The following is an 18,003-nucleotide window of genomic DNA, read 5'->3' on the forward strand; positions in this document are numbered from 1 at the left end:
TCATGGATGACGAGTGGATGCGGCTCGGGGCTGCAATCCGTGAGGCCCGGAAGGCGATGCGCCTCAGACAGGCCGATATTGGCGACGCTGTCGGCGTGGGCGCCACCACCATCGCCAATATCGAGCAAGCACGCACCCGTGCCATTACGCCCACGCTGAGATCTGTTGCACGCGTGCTCGGTTGGGCCCCCGATGTCATCGAGCGCGTACTCGCTGGCGGTGACGCCCCCGAGCCCCAGCGCGGGGCCGCCACGGTGCATGGGGAGGCCCAAGTGCTTGAAGCGCAGTCGTTCCCGCCGGAGGGGATGCCGCTGCGTATCGCTCGGGCGCTGGCCGAAGGCTCGACGCTCGACACGACGATCGTGCCGCTCGGCCCCGGCGCCGACATGGTCGTAGTCGTGAAGGGCAAGCCGACCGCGAGCCCGGAGGAGCTGCGCGCGGCACTTCTGGCGTGGGAGGAGCGTGAGGGGCACCTCGACCGCCTAGGGCTCACCGCGGACGATCGGGACCAGTCGCAGGACGGAACCTAACTGATCATCAGTTATACGCATTCCCTACACATTCCGCACACCCTTGTGGCAGCATGACCGGCACGGACGCGCGGGGGCACGACCGCAGGGGGGCCTTCATGGTCCACGTTCTACGCGTGTCCGAGCTGCCGGGGCGCGCGCTGATCTGGGTGAGGATGCTCGGCGCGACCAGGGTTGTGTACATCACCGATGAGTGGCTGCGAGCCACTGGTGACGTAGGACCCTGGAAGACTGGCATCTAAGGGCCGCTGAGCGGCACCTGACGCTGGGACATCGGCGGCGTCGCAGCTCGCCGCCGACCCCACGCCCCCTCTTTGACGCACCGCGAGGTGATCCAGTGGCGTATGCCGAGAAGCGCGTCAGCACCGCCAAGGGCAGCAAGGGCAAGGTGACCTGGCGGTCCCGCTACCTCCGCCCGGACGGGACCTGGGGGAGTGAGCCCGGCTTCCCCACGAAGCGCACCGCGGTCGAGTGGGGCGAAGCGCAGGAGGCGGCGATACGCGAGGGCCGCTGGATCGACCCGGCACTCGCCCGCGGCCCCTTCGGCGAGTGGGCTCGGAAGTACATGGCAGACCGCGAGCCCCGCGGCCGGACCCGCGGCACGATGTGGGAGAAGCTGGAGCGGCACATCCTGCCGCGCTGGGAGTACGTGCCCCTCCAGGGCATCACCTGGTACGACGCGGAGACGTGGGCCAACGGGCTGCACTGCGACGACAGTACGGCGACGAAGTGCTTGACCATCATGAGTCAGATCCTCACCGGTGCGGTGGACGCGAAGAGGCTCCTCGTCAACCCGCTGGCGAACCGGCGCCGGTCCAGGCCGGCCGCGGTGAAGGATGCCGTACGGGCGAAGGACACCGCGGAGATGTGGGCGCCGCCGGAGGTCGTGCTCCAGCTCGCGCGCCGCGTCGGGCCGGCCGATGGGTTGCACATCATCACGACAGCCTTCGCCGGTGTTCGGTGGGGCGAGTCGCTTGCGCTGCGCCCGGCCTCGCTGGGGGAGCGCAGTGAGAGAGGCTTCACCTGCCCCACCCTGTCGGTGACGGAAGAGGTGGCGGAGTACACCCGGCGCGGGCCGGACGGCGAGCGCCGGGGGTTGTTTCTCGGCCTGGAGCCGGTGAAGACCGCGGAGAGCAAGCGCAGCATCGACCTGCCGCCGTTCCTTGCCGAGCTGCTCGCCGCGCACGCCGCGGACTGGCGGCATGAGTTCCTCTTCTGCACCCGGGCCGGCGGCCACTGGCGGCGCGGCAACTTCGGGCGGCAGGTGGTCCGGCCGGCCGCCGACGGCAGGGAGGCCCTGGTGGCGACGAAGGGGCACGCGCCTCGCACCGCCTGGGCGCCGATCATGCCGGGCCTGACCATGCGCGCTCTGCGGCACACCCACGACACCTACCAGGATGAGATCGGCGTGAAGCCGGCGCTCGCGTTCGAGCAGGCCGGCCACAAGCGGCCGGGTATCAAGGCGGTGTACCAGCACCCCACGCCGGAGATGCGGCGCGCTAGGCTGGAAGGGCTCCAGGGGATCTACGAGCGCGGGATGAAGGCGCTCGGGTGGTCGAGGGTCTGGGAGGAAAGTTGATCTCCCGAAAATCTCCCAGATGATCTTCTTCTAGCGACACTTCGCAGGTCAGAGGAGAAAGAGCGCCGCCCTTACAAGGCGGATGTCGGCGGTTCGAAACCGTCCACGCCCACCCCGGAGAACCCCTGCCCGTGCGGGGACGACGCGCACCCCGTCGCGCATCGGTGCGATGCCGGTGGAGAACCCCCGCTCATGCGGGGACGACGCGAGTTCCGGCGGGTGATAAGCGCCGATCCGGGGAGAACCCCCGCTCGTGTGGGGACGACACACGGAGAGGCACCGGGGCGGTCGGCAACTCGGGAGAACCCCCGCTCGTGCGGGGACGACATGAACGACGTGCTGAACAGGGTGCCGGCCGAGGGAGAACCCCCGCTCGCGCGGGGACGACTGCGGAAGGAGGCGGAAATAGCCCGTCGCCAGAGGAGAACCCCCGCTCGCGCGGGGACGACGCCGCGGAGCAGCAGGACGAGATCGTGGATGCGGGAGAACCCCCGCTCGTGCGGGGACGACCTGCGGCCCGCCGACCTCGGTGTGCAGGACGGCGGAGAACCCCCGCTCGTGCGGGGACGACACACATTGGCCATCCGGTGTGCTGTGGGTGGACGGAGAACCCTCGCTCGTGCGGGGACGACCACCCGACACCGCTCGCCCAGTCTCAGCGTGCGGGAGAACCCTCGCTCGTGCGGGGACGACTGCACGTCGGCCGTGGGGTCGCCGTAGTCGCCGGGAGAACCCCCGCTCGTGCGGGGACGACACGTCGTAGTCGTACATCGTCTGCCATCCGAGCGGAGAACCCCCGCTCGTGCGGGGACGACCCGAGCAGTTCTGGCGGCACAGCGTTGATCAGCGGAGAACCGCCGCTCGTGCGGGGACGACGCATCAGCATGGAGCATTTCCGGCGGCTGCACAGGAGAACCCCCGCTCGTGCGGGGACGACACACGGAGAGGCACCGGGGCGGTCGGCAGCTCGGGAGAACCCCCGCTCGTGCGGGGACGACACACATTGGCCATCCGGTGTGCTGTGGGTGGACGGAGAACCCCCGCTCGTGCGGGGACGACGTGTAGGCGGTGGTCATGCGGCCACCGGTGCGCGGAGAACCCCCGCTCGTGCGGGGACGACTTGTGTGGCCGGGCGATCACTGGGTCGCCCGCCGGAGAACCCCCGCTCGTGCGGGGACGACGAGATCACCTGGAACCACATCCTGTCCGTCCAGGGAGAACCCCCGCTCGCGCGGGGACGACGGCGTGCCGTACGCCGCAGTCCCTCCCGCGACGGGAAGAACCCCCGCTCGTGCGGGGACGACCCCGTAGGTGTCATGTCGGCAGCCAAGACCGAAGGAGAACCCCCGCTCGTGCGGGGACGACTGCACGTCGGCCGTGGGGTCGCCGTAGTCGCCGGGAGAACCCCCGCTCGTGCGGGGACGACGCCACCTTGTACCGGCCGAACGCCACAGTGCACGGAGAACCCCCGCTCGTGCGGGGACGACCCGCAGCTGCGCCGCCGCCCGTACCGGCGCCGCGGAGAACCCCCGCTCGTGCGGGGACGACAGCATGACGCGGGCGACCGCGCAGACCACCCGCGGAGAACCCCCGCTCGTGCGGGGACGACCGCCTGGAGGTGGACGCCGCGGTCCGCGAGGTGGGAGAACCCCCGCTCGTGCGGGGACGACGCCGGCGAGACCCCGCAGCGCGTCGCGATCGCCGGAGAACCCCCGCTCGTGCGGGGACGACTCCGAACGCGGCGGGTCGATCAGGACGAAGGCAGGAGAACCCCCGCTCGTGCGGGGACGACTTGGTGGTCGATCCGTTGTCGTAGATCAGGTAGGGAGAACCCCCGCTCGTGCGGGGACGACTGGTGGCGCAGGCACTGGGTGTGCTGGGGCCGAGGAGAACCCCCGCTCGTGCGGGGACGACAGATCCGTCAGGGCCGCGAGCCACGCCGGCCGCGGAGAACCCCCGCTCGTGCGGGGACGACTTTCGCAGAGATCCGCGGGCTGCACGTCCCTGCGGAGAACCCCCGCTCGTGCGGGGACGACGACGACGGCCTGACGGCTGACGACCTGCTGCACGGAGAACCCCCGCTCGTGCGGGGACGACCAGCACGTTCCGGACGTTGGCGCGGATGCGGCCGGAGAACCCCCGCTCGTGCGGGGACGACGGCGGCAGCTTCCCCCGGCGGAGCGTGCGCAGCGGAGAACCCCCGCTCGTGCGGGGACGACGCGCCAGGCGATGTTCGACCGGCGCGACCCGAAGGAGAACCCCCGCTCGTGCGGGGACGACCCGGCATGACAGCTCGTCTCGCGCTGTCGAGCAGGAGAACCCCCGCTCGTGCGGGGACGACATCACGGTCGGCGGCGCAGCTGCGGGCGCAAGGGGAGAACCCCCGCTCGTGCGGGGACGACGGCATTCACGGTGTAGGTCTGCCGCTCCCAGTAGGAGAACCCCCGCTCGTGCGGGGACGACGCTGTAGACGTTCGTGCTCGCGTTGAGCGTGAAGGAGAACCCCCGCTCGTGCGGGGACGACGATAATCGGTCCCTCGCCGTGCCGCATGGCCAAGGAGAACCCCCGCTCGTGCGGGGACGACGCAACACCCGGAAAAGGGTGGGGTGGGGGCCTCGGAGAACCCCCGCTCGTGCGGGGACGACATCGCGGCCGTCAAGGGGATGGCCGGCCGCGGCGGAGAACCCCCGCTCGTGCGGGGACGACACGACCAGCGCCCAGCGTTCGCGCCAGGTGAGGGGAGAACCCCCGCTCGTGCGGGGACGACGCCTGCTCGACCATCGCAGGGACGCCGTGGTCGGGAGAACCCCCGCTCGTGCGGGGACGACCCCAACGCACCGGGGTTGCCGGCCGCCAGGGCGGGAGAACCCCCGCTCGTGCGGGGACGACTGCCCGCTCCTGGCCGGCGCGCTCGAGGTCGGCGGAGAACCCCCGCTCGTGCGGGGACGACATCGCGGAAGCGCAGCCCATGACGTTGTAGGCGGGAGAACCCCCGCTCGTGCGGGGACGACTTCCCGGACCTGCCGTCCGCGTACACCACCGGGGGAGAACCCCCGCTCGTGCGGGGACGACAAGCGGAGGCTGTCCGGCTGGCGGCGCTGACCGGGAGAACCCCCGCTCGTGCGGGGACGACGCTTGCTGAGCAGGGATTCTATCGGGCCGGAGCCCGAATTTCGTTGAGTTGCCCGCCGGCCCGCACGGCCCGCGCCCGGAGGGCGAACGAAGCGTTGATCATCGTCCTCCGGTTGTCAGTGGTCAGCTCTAGGCTGCGAACAGCTTACGAGCGAGGAGAGTTGCGTGGCCGGAGGGGGCGGGATCCGTCTCGGTGCGGATGGGGATGCGTTACGCGCGGCGGGCGTGTTGTGGGGGAAGTCGGCCGGGCGGGCCGGGGGGCGTAAGAATCTGCTGCTGCAGCATCTGCTGGACACGGCGGCGGTGGCGGGGTGGATGTGGGACGGGTTCCTGGCCCCGGCGACCCGGGCGTTGCTGGACGAGGTGACGGGGGGCGAAGGGCGGGGGCGGGTCCTCTTTGTGTGGCTCTGTGGGGTTCATGACGTCGGGAAGGCGACTCCGGCGTTCCAGCGGATGTGGCCGGAGGGGGCGGCGGCGGTTCGCGCGTCGGGGTTGGGCTGGCAGGAGTCGGTGCTGGCCGGCTGCAAGCGGAAGTGGCGGCACGACCGCGCCGGTGCGTATGTGCTGCGTCGGCTGCTTCCCGAGGCGGGTTGGACGGCGGAGCATGTGGCGTGGGTGTGGCCGCTGATCGCCGGTCACCATGGAGCGTTTCCGAGCCCCGGTGCGCTGGCCCCGCCGCCGCAGGGCCTCGGGCAGCACGCGGGCGGTGACGCCTGGGAGCGCGCGCGGAAAGCGCTGCTGTGCCGCTTCACCGCCGAGGTCACCGGTGGGGCAGGTCCCGGCGCGGTCGCCCCCGCCCGCGTACCCTCCCGGGCTGCCCAGCTCCACCTGAGCGGGCTGATCGTCATGGCGGACTGGATCGCCAGCGACGAGGAGCATTTCCCCGGCGTGGACGACATCGACGCGGTGTCGTTCGACGGGGCGCGTCGAAGGGCCGCCGCGGCGTGGAAGGCGCTGCGTATCCGTGGCGGCTGGACCGAGCTCGCCGAGCCCGGCCCGGAGGACTTCGGCCGGCGCTTCGGCGGGCAGGAGCCCCGTGACTCGCAGCGGATGGTCATGGAGGCGGCTCGGCGGATGCCGGAGCCGGGCCTGCTGGTCGTCGAGGCGCCGATGGGGGAGGGCAAGACCAAGGCGGCGCTGATGGCGGCGGAGATCCTCGCCGCGCGGTTCGGCGCCGACGGGGTGTTCGTCGGGATGCCGACACAGGCGACGAGCGACCCGATGTTCGGGCAGGTGCGCTCCTGGGTGGCGGCCCTCGACGGGGAACTCGCCGACCACGTGGCCCTGTTGCACGGCAAGCGGATGTTCAACAAGGAATGGCGGGCGCTGGTCGACGGCGAGTCCGAGGACGGCGCCGGGGGCCGGTTCGAGGGCGTGGACGAGTACGGCGAGTGCTGGGACGACGAGTGGGGCGGCGATCTGTACGGGATCGCCGAGCCGGTGACGGACCGCAACCCGGCGGCCCGGGGCCCGGCCGAGTGGTTCCTCGGGGCCAAGCGCGGCCTGCTGTGCCCCTTCGTCGTCGGGACGATCGACCAGCTCCTCTTCGCCGCGACCCGGACGAAGCACGTGATGCTCCGCATGGCGGGGCTGGCCGGCAAGGTGGTCGTGCTGGACGAGGTGCATGCGGCGGACGTCTACATGTCGCAGTTCCTCGCCGAGTGCCTGCGCTGGCTCGGCCAGGCCCGCGTGCCGGTCGTGCTCCTGTCCGCCACGCTGCCGCCGGCCCAGCGACGGGAGCTGGTCGAGGCGTATCTGGCCGGGGCCGCCACGCAGGAGGAGTACACGGCCCAGGATTTTCCGGAGCCGGCCGGCTATCCGTCGGTGATCGCCGCGAGCCTGCCGCGTACCGGCGCCCCCGCCCGGATCGACGTGGCCACGGCTGCGCCCTGGCGGCGGAACGCACCTGCGGTGACTGTCGAGTTGCTGCCCGAGACCCTCGCCGGGGCGAAGACGCCCGCCGAGAAGCGGGAGGCGCTGCGCAAGTCCGCGGACCTGGCCGTCGTCACCCGCCTGGAGCGCGAACTCGTCGACGGCGGCTGCGCGTTGGTGATCCGCAACACCGTCGACCGGGCGCAGAGCCTCTTCACCGCGCTGCGCGACCGGTTCGGGCACGACGTCGTGCTGCTGCACGCCCGCCTCGCCGTCGGGCCGCGCGCGGACCGTACCGCCGACTGCCTGCGCATGCTCGGCCCGCAGCCGGACCCGACGTCACCACGTCCGCGGACGATCGTCGTGGCGACGCAACTGGCCGAGCAGTCCTTCGACGTGGACGCCGACCTCCTGGTGACGGACCTGGCCCCCACGGATCTCCTGCTGCAGCGCATCGGCCGGCTGCACCGGCACGACGGTGTGGCCCGCCCCGCCCGGCTGTCCGTACCACGGGTCCTCGTCACCGGCTTCGCGAGCGACCACGAAGCAGCCCGCGTCGGCGGACCGCCCGCCTTCCTCGGCGGCTCGACCTTCATCTACGGCGAGCACCTTCTGCTGCGTACCGCCGCCCTCGTTCTGCGGGCCGCGGCAGAAGGGGGCTGGCAAATCCCTTCCGACGTGCCCGAGTTGGTGGCGCAGTGCTACGGCGACGACCTCTCGACGCTCCCCGAGCCCTGGCGCGGGCCGGCCGAGTCGGCTGCCGCGGAATGGCAGAAAGAGCAGCGGGACCGCGCCGACAGGGCCACCCCGTACCTGCTGACGCGGCGTGGCGACAAGGAGGGGCCGACACTCGCCGGGCTCCACGCAGGCCCGGGCAGCGGCGGCAGAGCCCCCGTGCGGGACGGCGAGATGGGCCTGGAGGCGGTGCTGGTGTACGGCGGCGCGAACGGAACGGCGTACCGCACCCTCTCCCGCCGGGCCCTGACGGTGAACGGCGACGTGGCGGAGGACATGCTCGACGACGTCCTCGCCGGCACCGTCCGGCTGCCGCCCCCGTGCACGAAGGACGCCGTCGAGGAACTGCGGCCCCTGCCGGGATGGCTCGCCCACCCGCGCCTGCGATATACCCCGGCGCTGGTGCTGGACGGCAACGGCTGCGCGCGCGTCGGCAGGCACCTGCTCAGCTACGACGACGAGTTGGGCCTCAGCGTGGCGGCGGGCGCATGACGTCGGCCGGGGGCCGGGCCGTACGGCGTGCGCCGGCCCGTCCCCCGTATCCCCGCTGGCGCGGGGCCAACCCCCGCCTGAGACGTAGACAGGGAACACCCCCGCTCCGCTCGCCGCAGATACGCGGGGCCCTCCGGATTCTTCCATTCGCCTGACACCGCCTGCAGCGCAGTGCCAGACTCCAAGTCGGCAGCAAGACGTAGACAGTTGAGAGTTTCAGTTGAACATCATCGACGACCCCTGCTTACAGGTCACCGTCCTGGCGACCGCAGGGGAACCACCCGACACACCCGGCAGCCCCATCGCTGAGGTAGGCGCCCGCCAACTCCTCCTCGACGCACACCTGTTCGCCGACCTCGTCGTCGACCTCCCGACCCAGAAGCCCGCGCTGCTGCGGCAGTTGCTGCTGCCGATCGTCGTCGACGCGCTCGGCTGGCCCGCGGACACGGACGAGTGGACGACCTGGTTCACGGCCGGAGCCTTCACCCACGCGCAGCGGAACCGGATCAGCGCCTACCTGGACGAGCACCGGCACCTCTTCGAACTCTTCGGCGCAGCCGACCCGTTCGGCCAGGTGGCCGGTCTGCGGACGGCGAAGGACGAGGCGAAGAGCGCCGCGCTGCTCGTGGCCACCGCCGCCACCGGCAACAACGTGCCGCTCTTCGCCTCCCGGACCGAAGCCGACCGGCTGGAGCTGACCCCCGCGCAGGCCCTGCGCTGGCTGCTCCACACCCACTGCTGGGACACCGCGGCGATCAAGACCGGCGTCGTGGGCGACCCGCGTGCGGTCGGCGGGAAGACGAGCGGCAACCCGACGGGACCGCTCGGCCAGCTCGGGGTGATCCTGCCCACGGGCCGTACGCTCTTCGAGACCCTGCTGCTGAACATCCCCTGCAAGCGCAGCGCTCCCGCGGACGACCGGCCGCAGTGGCGGCGGCGCGCGACGGACGGGCCGGTCGAGAAGACGCTGTCGGTGGCGACACCGGCCTGGGACACCCGCGCGGCGCGGGGGACGCTGGATCTGTGGACGTGGCAGTCCCGGCGCATCCGGCTGATCCCCGAGGAGACCGACCACGGTACGCGCGTGGCACGGGTTGTCGTGGCGGCCGGCGACCGGCTGGCGAGCATCTCCCAGGACGAGGAGACGCATACGGCGTGGTCGACCGGCCGGCCGAGCGGTGCGGCGGCCACCGCACGCCGGCGCCAGCCGCCCCGTAAAGCCCCCGAGGGTCCTCGTCCGCGGCGCCATCAGCCGGGCCGGGCCGGTTGGCGCGGCCTCGCAGCGCTCCTGGCGATCGGCGGCATGACCGAGGAAGGCGGCGCCTTCGCCACCAGCAGCCTCCTGGCCCAGCTCGCCGCGGTGTCCGCCGGCCTTCCCGGCAACTTCCCCCTCCAGGTCGAGCTGTCCGGGATCTCGTACGGCAACCAGTCCGCCGTGATCGAGGACGTCATCCACGACAGCATTCCGCTGCCGATGACGGCACTCGACCCCACCGGTTTCGTCTACGGCGCCCTGCTCGGGGCCGTCGACCAGGCCGAGGACCTGGCCGACGCCGTCAACCGCCTGTCGGCGGACCTGCGCCGAGCCGCCGGGAGCGACCCCATCCCCTGGGACAAGGGCCAGCGCCCCGGGGACGTACTGCTGTACGCCCTTGACCCGATCGCCAGACGCCTGCTGGTCGAACTACGCGGCGTAGGTGCCGTACGCGACGTGGGCGACGTGGCCGATGACTTCGACGCCGTACTGGAGAAGCTCGGCGCGTGGGAGGACAAGGCGGCCGAGGCGACGTGGGCCGTGGCTGAGCAGGTCCTGTCGGCCGTGCCTCCCACCACCTTCGTCGGCCGCTCGGTGAGCAAGGACGGCAAGGACGGCAAGGACGGCAAGGAGCGCGTGTACCGGCTCAGCACCGCCGAACGCGCCTTCCGGATCCGCGTCAACGACATCCTGGCGCGTCGCGCCGCACGCCGCTCCGCCTGACGGGGCTTCTTCCGCGCGCCCGTACCACCGGCCGTCGCCCGCGTAAGCGCGTATCCCAGCAGACTCCCACGACGAAAGGGCTCGCCATGCCCCCGACCGACCCGCCCCCCGACCAGGCCGCCGAACCCGTACGCCGCTACTGGGGCAGGCACGTCCGCGACGACGGCACCTGGCGTATCGACCCCGCGAACGGGTCCCCGCTCCAGGCGCCCGGCGAGGACCTTGCGGCACTGCGCAGCGGGCTCGGCCGCACCGCCGGCACCGCCCCCGCGCTCTGGCCGTTCTACACGACCCCACCGGACGACGGCCGCTTCGGCGTCGAGCTGGAGGCGGAGCACGCGGCGCTGTCCCTCTACGGGCTGCACCAGCAGGGGCGCCGCGAGCCCATGCACAAGCGCGACGTCCGCCTGGGTGACGCGCTGCGCGCCCTCCGGCGAAGCGACCGGTTCAGCGCCGACGCCGTCGACCGCCGGGTGGCGGCCCTGGCCAACGCCGGCTCCGCCTCCGTACTCGTCTACCGGCTCCGCGGCCTGATCACCCAGCTGCGCGGCATCGGCCAGCCCCTCGACTACGACGCCCTGCTGAGGGACATCCAGCGCTGGCACACCCCGCGCTCGCGCAACCGGGCCAGGCGCGAACTGGGCCTCGCCTACTACGCGTGGGCCGCCAAGCCCAAGGACCCGGCTCCGTCCGAGGACTTGGCCGCGGCCAAAGACCCGGCGCCGTCCGATGACCCGGCGCCGGCCAAGGACCCGGCTCCCGCCCCGTAACGCCCCGCACTTCCCACCCGACACCGGAGGACCACCATGGCGCCGACCGCGCCCCGCACCTACATCGACGTGCACATCTTGCAGACCGTGCCGCCGGCCAACCTCAACCGCGACGACCAGGGCAACCCGAAGGAGGCGTACTTCGGCGGCGTCCGCCGGTCCCGCGTGTCCTCGCAGGCGTGGAAGCGCGCCACGCGCCTGCACTTCGCCGAGCGCATGCCGGAGCAGGACCTGGCCACCAGGACCCGGCGGGTCAGCGCCACCCTGACCGGGCAGATCAGGGCCGCCACCGGCCTGCCGCCCGAGGACGCCGCGAGGCTCGCCGCCGCGCTGCTCGTACCGCTGGAGATCAAGCCGGGCAAGAAGGAGGGCGACACCGCGTACCTCTTCTTCTACGGCCGGCGCCAGATGGAGGCGGTGGTCGACCTGGTCCGCGAGCGCGCCGACGAACTCGCCGCGCTCGACGACGCCGCCTTGGCCGCGCACATCTCCACACTGGCCGTACGGGAGAAGTTCGGCACCGGACACCCCCTGGACGTGGCCCTCTTCGGCCGCATGGTCGCCGACGTACCCTCGCTCAACGTCGATGCCGCCGTGCAGGTCGGACACGCGCTGTCCACGCACGAAGCCGAGCTGGAATTCGACTACTTCACCGCCGTGGACGACGAGCAGAAGAAGGGGCAGGAGACCGGCGCCGGCATGATCGGCACGATCGGCTTCAACTCCGCGACGCTCTACCGCTACGCCACCCTCGGGCTCCACCAGCTCCAGCACACCCTCGGCGACGACGAGGCGGCCCGCGAAGCGGTGGGGGAGTTCCTCACGTCCTTCGCCCGGTCGATGCCCACCGGTTACGCCAACTCCTTCGCCCACCGCACCCTGCCCAGCCTCGTCGCGGTGGCCGTCCGCAGCGACCAGCCGGTCAACCTCGTCTCTGCCTTCGAGGAGCCCGTGACCGTGACCGCGTCCGCGGGCATCGCGGCCGAGTCCGCGCGGCGCCTGGCGCGCGAACACACCGCTGCCGTCCGCGCCTGGGGCGACGCGCCGCAGTACACGGCCGTGTGCCACACCTTCCCCGACACCGACTCCACCGCGAAGGTCCTGGCCGGGGCATTCGGGGACTCCCTCACCTTCCCCGAGCTGGTCGGCGCAGTCCACGCGCACCTCGTCGAGGCGGCGAAGAAGGCCGCCCGATGACGCACAGCACCGGCGCGGCAGGTGACGCCGTCCTTCTGCTGCGGCTGGCCGGCCCCCTCCAGTCGTGGGGCCTGCGCAGCTCCTTCAACCGGCGGGAGACCAACGCCGAGCCGACCAAGTCCGGCGTCCTCGGCCTCCTCGCCGCAGCCGCGGGCCTGGCCCGCGAGGACCCGCTCGACGACCTGATCCCGCTGCGCCTCGGCGTGCGCGTCGACCAGGCCGGCACGTTGCTGCGCGATTACCACACCGTCAGCGACTACCGCGGCAGGCCGCTGCTCCAGTCCGGGGTCAACGCCAAGGGCGTCCAGCGCCCGACCTCGCCCGTCAAGCACACCCACGTCACCGTCCGCTACTACCTCCAGGACGCCGTGTTCGTCGCCGCCGTCGCCGGACCGCGGGCCCTGGTCACCACCCTCGACCACGCCGTGCGCTCGCCCGCCTTCCCGCTCGCCCTCGGCCGCAGATCCTGCCCGCCCACCCAGCCCGTCTCGCTCGGCGTCCACGAGGGCGACCTCGCCGCCGTGCTGAAGGCGCTGCCCTGGCAGGCGTCCCGGGCGGCGCGCGATCGCTACGTCCGGCGCGCCAGGAGCGGCGGCCGGGACGGCTCCCGGCAGGCGCCTCCGGCCGGTATCGACCTGCCCGCCACCGTCGAGGACCCCGCCGGCGACGACGTGCTCCACGACGCCCCCACCTCCTTCGACCCCCGCGCCCGTGCCTTCACCGACCGCCGCGTACGCCATTGCTGGCTGCACGTGCCGACCGGCTTCCCGTCGACCGGCTTCCCGTCGACCGGCTCCCCGTCGACCGGCTTCCCGCCGGCGGGCGACGCCGAGCCCGGCGCCCCGGACGACGGCACCGCCCACGACCCCTTCGCCCTTCTGGGCTGGTGACCCATGACCTACCTCTCCCGTATCCGCATCAACCCCCTGCGCAGCCGCAGCCGGGAACTCCTCGCCAGCCCCGGCGCCCTGCACCGCTGGGTCGCCTACGCCGTCCCCGGCCCCGCGGAGGACGAACGCCTCCTGTGGCGCCTGGACTCCGACAACCTCCACCGCCCGCAGCTGTTCGCCCTCACCCGTTCCAAGCCCGACTGGACGCACCTCGTCGACGAGGCCGGCTGGCCCGCGTCCGACGGCGACCACGCGATCGTCCGCTCGTACGAACCCCTGCTGGAGCAGATCGCTGCCGGCCGCGAGTTCGCGTTCCGGCTCACCGCCAACCCGGTCCAGAACTCGGCCAAGCCCGTCAAGCCGACCCCCGCGCAGGCCGCGCGGCTCGCCACTCCGCTCGGAGAGGGCGAGCACCGCCGGGGCTTCCGGCTGGCCCACCGCACCGCCGCCGCCCAGCTGGACTGGTTCCTGAGCCGCACCGCCGGCTGGGGCTTCGACGTTCCCGCCTCCCGTACCGACGACCCCGCGCCCGGACTCGTCCCCGACGTCCCTGATGCCCGCGACGTCCCCGACGTGCCCGACGTCACCGCCGACGCGGACCGGCCCGGGCCCGCCCGCGAGGTCCGCATCGTCCAGCGCCGCCGTCACGCCTTCGACAAGCGGCCCGGCGGTCCCCGCGTCACCTTCCACAGCGCCACCTTCGAAGGCCGGCTCCGCGTCACCGACGCCACCGCCTTCCGTACGCGCCTGCTCGACGGCATCGGCCCGTCCAAGGCGTACGGCTGCGGCCTGCTCACCCTCGCCCCCCTTGCCCCCGTCACCCCGCTCACTGCCCGGAAGGACTGACGCCCGTGGCCGACATCTGGTGGAAGGCCGAACCCCACGACCTGCATCGCGTCACCGACCGCGTCTCCAGCATCTACATCGAGCGCAGCCATCTCGACCGCGACGAGAACGCCGTCGTCATCGTCAACAAGCGGGAGACCGTACGGGTGCCGGCGGCCATGATCGCGGTCGTCCTCCTCGGACCCGGCACCCGCGTCACCCACGGGGCGATCCGCCTGCTCGCCGACTCCGGCACGGCCGTGTGCTGGGTGGGCGAGCAGGGGGTGCGCATGTACGCCGCCGGGCTCGGCCCCAGCCGCGGCGCCGGCCTCCTCCACCGCCAGGCGTGGCTCGTCACCCGCCCCAAGGAACGCCTCGCCGTCGCCCGCGCCATGTACGGCATGCGGTTCCCCGGCGAGGACGTCTCCCAGGCCACCATGCAGCAACTCCGCGGCAGGGAAGGCGCACGCATCCGCAAGCTCTACCAGCACCACGCGCGCCGCACCGGCGTGCGCTGGGACGGCCGCGTCTACAAGGCCGGCGAGGCGTTCGCCGCCGGAGACGACCTCAACCGGCTGCTCTCGGCGGCCAACGCGGCCCTCTACGGGATCTGCCACGCCGTCATCACCGGCCTCGGCGCGAGCCCCGGACTCGGCTTCGTCCACACCGGCTCGGCCATCTCCTTCGTCCTGGACATAGCCGACCTCTACAAGGCCGACTACACTATTCCCCTCGCCTTCGACCTCTTCGCCAAGGGCCTCGTCGAAGAGCGCGACGCCCGCACCGGCCTGCGCGACCAGATCGCCGAGACCAAGCTGCTCACCCGCGTCGTCACCGACATCAAGACCCTCCTGACCCCGCCGGACGGCGCCGACTTCGACACACCGGAGCGCGGCGAACTCTGGGACGACAAGGACGGCACCGTCCCCTCGGGCGTCAACTGGTCCCGCGAGGCCGACCTCGGCGAGCAGCACATCGCCGTCATCGGCCCCGAACTCGAACCCCCCGCCCCTGCGAGCGGCAGCGAGAACCCATGACCGTCATCGTCCTGATCGCCGCCCCCGAGGGCCTGCGCGGCCACCTCACCCGCTGGATGGTCGAAGTCAACGCGGGCGTCTTCGTCGGCAACCCCAACCGCCGCGTCCGCGACCGCCTCTGGGAAGTCCTCGCCGCTCGCATCGGCGACGGCCAGGCAGTCCTCGTCGAACCCGCCCCCAACGAACAAGGCTGGGCCACCCGCACCGCCGGCCGCGACCGCTGGACCCCCACCGACTTCGACGGCCTCCTCCTCTCCGCCCGCGCCCGCCGCCCCTCCCCGCCGCCCCCCGCGGGGTGACCCCCGACGCGCCGGTCCGGCTCAGTCCGACATAGAGCCAGACCGGCACCGCACGGTCCCTTCGCATGCCGACCCCAACCAATCGCCCCGGCCCCGGGGCGGAAGAGCCCCCGCTCGCGCGGGGACGACGGCGCTGCCGGAGCGCACTCCCGCAGGGGCGTCGGAGAACCCCCGCTCGCGCGGGGACGACCCCTCCCCCACCCCCCCGGGGGGAAGGGGAGGGAGAACCCCCGCTCGCGCAGGGACGGCCGGCGCTCATAGCGGCCACCGCCCGGTAGAGGAGGAGGACCCCCGCTCGTGCGGGGACGACTGCAGCGCCGGTTGAGCATGCCCAACTCACCAGGGAGAACCCCCGCTCGCGCGGGGACGACCACCGCATGAGTTCGATCAGGCGGGCGGACAGGGGAGAACCCCCGCTCGCGCGGGGACGACATCTTCTCGCTGATCCTGGCCCGGCAGCAGCTGGGAGAACCCCCGCTCGTGCGGGGACGACGGGCGAGCCGTACCTGTCGCGGGAGGGCGTGAAGGAGAACCCCCGCTCGTGCGGGGACGACCTTCCCGCTCAGGAAGAAATCCGCGCGCCCCTGGGAGAACCCCCGCTTGTGCGGGGACGACGCCGTCCTCGACTCGCGCGGCGACGACGTCACCGGAGAACCCCCGCTTGTGCGGGGACGACGCCTGGACGGTGTCCCATGTGATCGCAGCCCCGGGAGAACCCCCGCTCGTGCGGGGACGATCACGCACCCTGCTCACACACGCCGGATACGACCGGAGAACCCCCGCTCGTGCGGGGACGACCCCTCGTGCTGGTCCTCGTCCTGGCCGGCTCGGGGAGAACCCCCGCTCGTGCGGGGACGACCGATCCGATGGAGCGCGGCAGCGCTTCCCCTGCGGAGAACCCCCGCTCGTTCGGGGACGACGCTCGGCGTCGCCGGAGGCTGCTGGATCAGTCGGGAGAACCCCCGCTCGCGCGGGGACGACCCCCAGATGTGGCCTACGGCGTGAGCTGCGCGTGGAGAACCCCCGCTCGTGCGGGGACGACCCCCCGAGGCGAGAACGCCCGTCGCGTCGGGGGGGAGAACCCCCGCTCGTGCGGGGACGACAAGCGGGCGCTGGGCGCGAAGGTCGACCCGCTGGGAGAACCCCCGCTCGTGCGGGGACGACGCCGCCCTGGCCCTATGGGCGCAGCCGAACCCCGGAGAACCCCCGCTCGTGCGGGGACGACGCATACGTAGTCAAGGGCGGCTCCACCGCGCAGGGAGAACCCCCGCTCGTGCGGGGACGACTGCGAGTTGGTCTGGGTGGCGACGTCCTGGGCGGGAGAACCCCCGCTCGTGCGGGGACGACTTCTCCCAATCCGACTGGAGCGTCTCGGCGATCGGAGAACCCCCGCTCGTGCGGGGACGACGAGAGGTAGGCGGGGGCGGCAGTCGAGGCGGCCGGAGAACCCCCGCTCGTGCGGGGACGACGTGTTGATGAGCTGCACGGGCTCCGGGGCTGGGGGAGAACCCCCGCTCGTGCGGGGACGACGGATACAACGCCGGATGGGGCCGGGTCGATCAGGGAGAACCCCCGCTCGTGCGGGGACGACTCAGGCGTCGGCGGGCGGCTGTTCGCGCAGGACGGAGAACCCCCGCTCGTGCGGGGACGACCCGGGAGTCGGGCCGGGTGCAGAGCCGGGCCAGGGAGAACCCCCGCTCGTGCGGGGACGACCCGACTTGCGGTGACCGGGCGTGCACGAGAGCGGGAGAACCTCCGCTCGCGCGGGGACGACTCGACGACGTGCGCGAGGCTCGGCTGGACCCGCGGAGAACCCCCGCTCGCGCGGAGACGACTGCGCCGCCTTGTGCAGCATCGTCTCCAGCACCGGAGAACCCCCGCTCGCGCGGGGACGACCCCTGTGGGAGCAGGCCGACACTCTCGCCGGAGGGAGAACCCCCGCTCGCGCGGGGACGACACGCCGAGGCTGTGTGCAGTCGGGCCGACGTACGGAGAACCCCTGCCGCTCGCGCGGGGACGACTCGATGGCGCCGCGCTGTATCTCCGGGGAGATCGGAGAACCCCCGCTCACGCGGGGACGACCCGTAACAAGGGCCGGGCCGAACGCCGCGCGGAGGAGAACCCCCGCTCGTGCGGGGACGACTTCTGATGGATGAGGTCTACCGTCGCGCGGGCCGGAGAACCCCCGCTCGTGCGGGGACGACGGATCTCAGCCACGGCGGCCACCGCCCCGGCGGGGAGAACCCCCGCTCGTGCGGGGACGACCGCGGCCCGGATGTCCTGGAGGGTCCGCAGCAGGGAGAACCCCCGCTCGTGCGGGGACGACTGGCGGCGCCGTACCCGGGTGCTGCTGGAGCCGGGAGAACCCCCGCTCGTGCGGGGACGACGCGGCGGAGACGAGGGCGAAGTTGTCGAGGCGGGGAGAACCCCCGCTCGTGCGGGGACGACCTGATGAAGAGGTCGGCCAAGAAGCCGTTCGTCGGAGAACCCCCGCTCGTGCGGGGACGACGAGCTGTTGGGACCGTTGACGACGGTCTTCCACGGAGAACCCCCGCTCGTGCGGGGACGACGGACGCTCGATCACCACCGGCGTCCGCGCGCTGGGAGAACCCCCGCTCGTGCGGGGACGACTTCGACAGGCCGCCGAGGATCAGTTTCGTGCAGGG

The 18,003-nt window shown here is 72.7% G+C and carries 10 protein-coding genes, 1 tRNA gene and 3 CRISPR repeat arrays (1 of these 14 cut by a window edge); all 11 genes read left to right on the forward strand.

Translation table 11 applies throughout. The annotated features are described in order from the left end of the window. Positions 1-2 precede the first annotated feature (2 nt). The 11 genes from HCN08_RS02595 (at position 3) to cas2e (ending at position 15,337) form a co-directional block, all read left to right on the forward strand. A complete protein-coding gene (locus HCN08_RS02595; RefSeq protein WP_167981141.1) occupies positions 3-530 on the forward strand; it encodes a helix-turn-helix domain-containing protein in 528 nt (175 codons plus the stop codon). A gap of 337 nt (positions 531-867) precedes the next feature. After that, entirely contained in the window at positions 868-2,109 is a 1,242-nt protein-coding gene (locus HCN08_RS02600; protein ID WP_167981142.1) for a hypothetical protein, read from the forward strand. 45 nt (positions 2,110-2,154) lie between these two features. Further along, positions 2,155-2,221: transfer RNA gene (locus HCN08_RS02605), tRNA-Val, on the forward strand. A 4-nt stretch (positions 2,222-2,225) separates the two neighbouring features. Then, positions 2,226-5,243: direct repeats of the CRISPR family, unit length 28 nt; unit sequence GGAGAACCCCCGCTCGTGCGGGGACGAC. 224 nt (positions 5,244-5,467) lie between these two features. Further along, entirely contained in the window at positions 5,468-8,341 is a 2,874-nt protein-coding gene (gene cas3 / locus HCN08_RS02610) for a CRISPR-associated helicase Cas3' (protein ID WP_322974184.1), read from the forward strand. A gap of 220 nt (positions 8,342-8,561) precedes the next feature. After that, positions 8,562-10,319, forward strand: a complete 1,758-nt coding sequence (gene casA / locus HCN08_RS02615) for a type I-E CRISPR-associated protein Cse1/CasA (protein WP_240969663.1) — start codon at positions 8,562-8,564, stop codon at positions 10,317-10,319. Between the two features lie 86 nt (positions 10,320-10,405). Further along, positions 10,406-11,089, forward strand: a complete 684-nt coding sequence (gene casB / locus HCN08_RS02620) for a type I-E CRISPR-associated protein Cse2/CasB (protein WP_167981143.1) — start codon at positions 10,406-10,408, stop codon at positions 11,087-11,089. A 36-nt stretch (positions 11,090-11,125) separates the two neighbouring features. After that, entirely contained in the window at positions 11,126-12,286 is a 1,161-nt protein-coding gene (gene cas7e / locus HCN08_RS02625) for a type I-E CRISPR-associated protein Cas7/Cse4/CasC (protein WP_167981144.1), read from the forward strand. Beyond that, positions 12,283-13,176: a type I-E CRISPR-associated protein Cas5/CasD gene (gene cas5e / locus HCN08_RS02630; RefSeq protein ID WP_167981145.1), complete on the forward strand. Its 894-nt coding sequence runs from the start codon at positions 12,283-12,285 to the stop codon at positions 13,174-13,176. Before cas7e ends, cas5e begins: the two co-directional genes overlap by 4 nt. 3 nt (positions 13,177-13,179) lie before the next feature. Continuing rightward, a complete protein-coding gene (gene cas6e, locus HCN08_RS02635; protein ID WP_167981146.1) occupies positions 13,180-14,022 on the forward strand; it encodes a type I-E CRISPR-associated protein Cas6/Cse3/CasE in 843 nt (280 codons plus the stop codon). A gap of 5 nt (positions 14,023-14,027) precedes the next feature. After that, positions 14,028-15,038, forward strand: coding sequence for a type I-E CRISPR-associated endonuclease Cas1e (gene cas1e / locus HCN08_RS02640; protein WP_167981147.1), 1,011 nt, complete (start codon positions 14,028-14,030; stop codon positions 15,036-15,038). Then, the gene (gene cas2e / locus HCN08_RS02645; protein WP_167981148.1) at positions 15,035-15,337 is read left to right on the forward strand and encodes a type I-E CRISPR-associated endoribonuclease Cas2e; all 303 of its coding nucleotides are present in this window, start codon (positions 15,035-15,037) and stop codon (positions 15,335-15,337) included. The genes cas1e and cas2e overlap by 4 nt, the downstream gene beginning before the upstream one ends. A gap of 101 nt (positions 15,338-15,438) precedes the next feature. After that, positions 15,439-17,295: direct repeats of the CRISPR family, unit length 28 nt; unit sequence GGAGAACCCCCGCTCGTGCGGGGACGAC. Between the two features lie 96 nt (positions 17,296-17,391). Beyond that, a CRISPR array of direct repeats spans positions 17,392-18,003; the repeat unit is 28 nt; unit sequence GGAGAACCCCCGCTCGTGCGGGGACGAC (it continues 697 nt past the right edge of the window).

The sequence above is a fragment of the Actinacidiphila epipremni genome (assembly GCF_012034175.1).
Lineage (GTDB): Bacteria > Actinomycetota > Actinomycetes > Streptomycetales > Streptomycetaceae > Actinacidiphila > Actinacidiphila epipremni.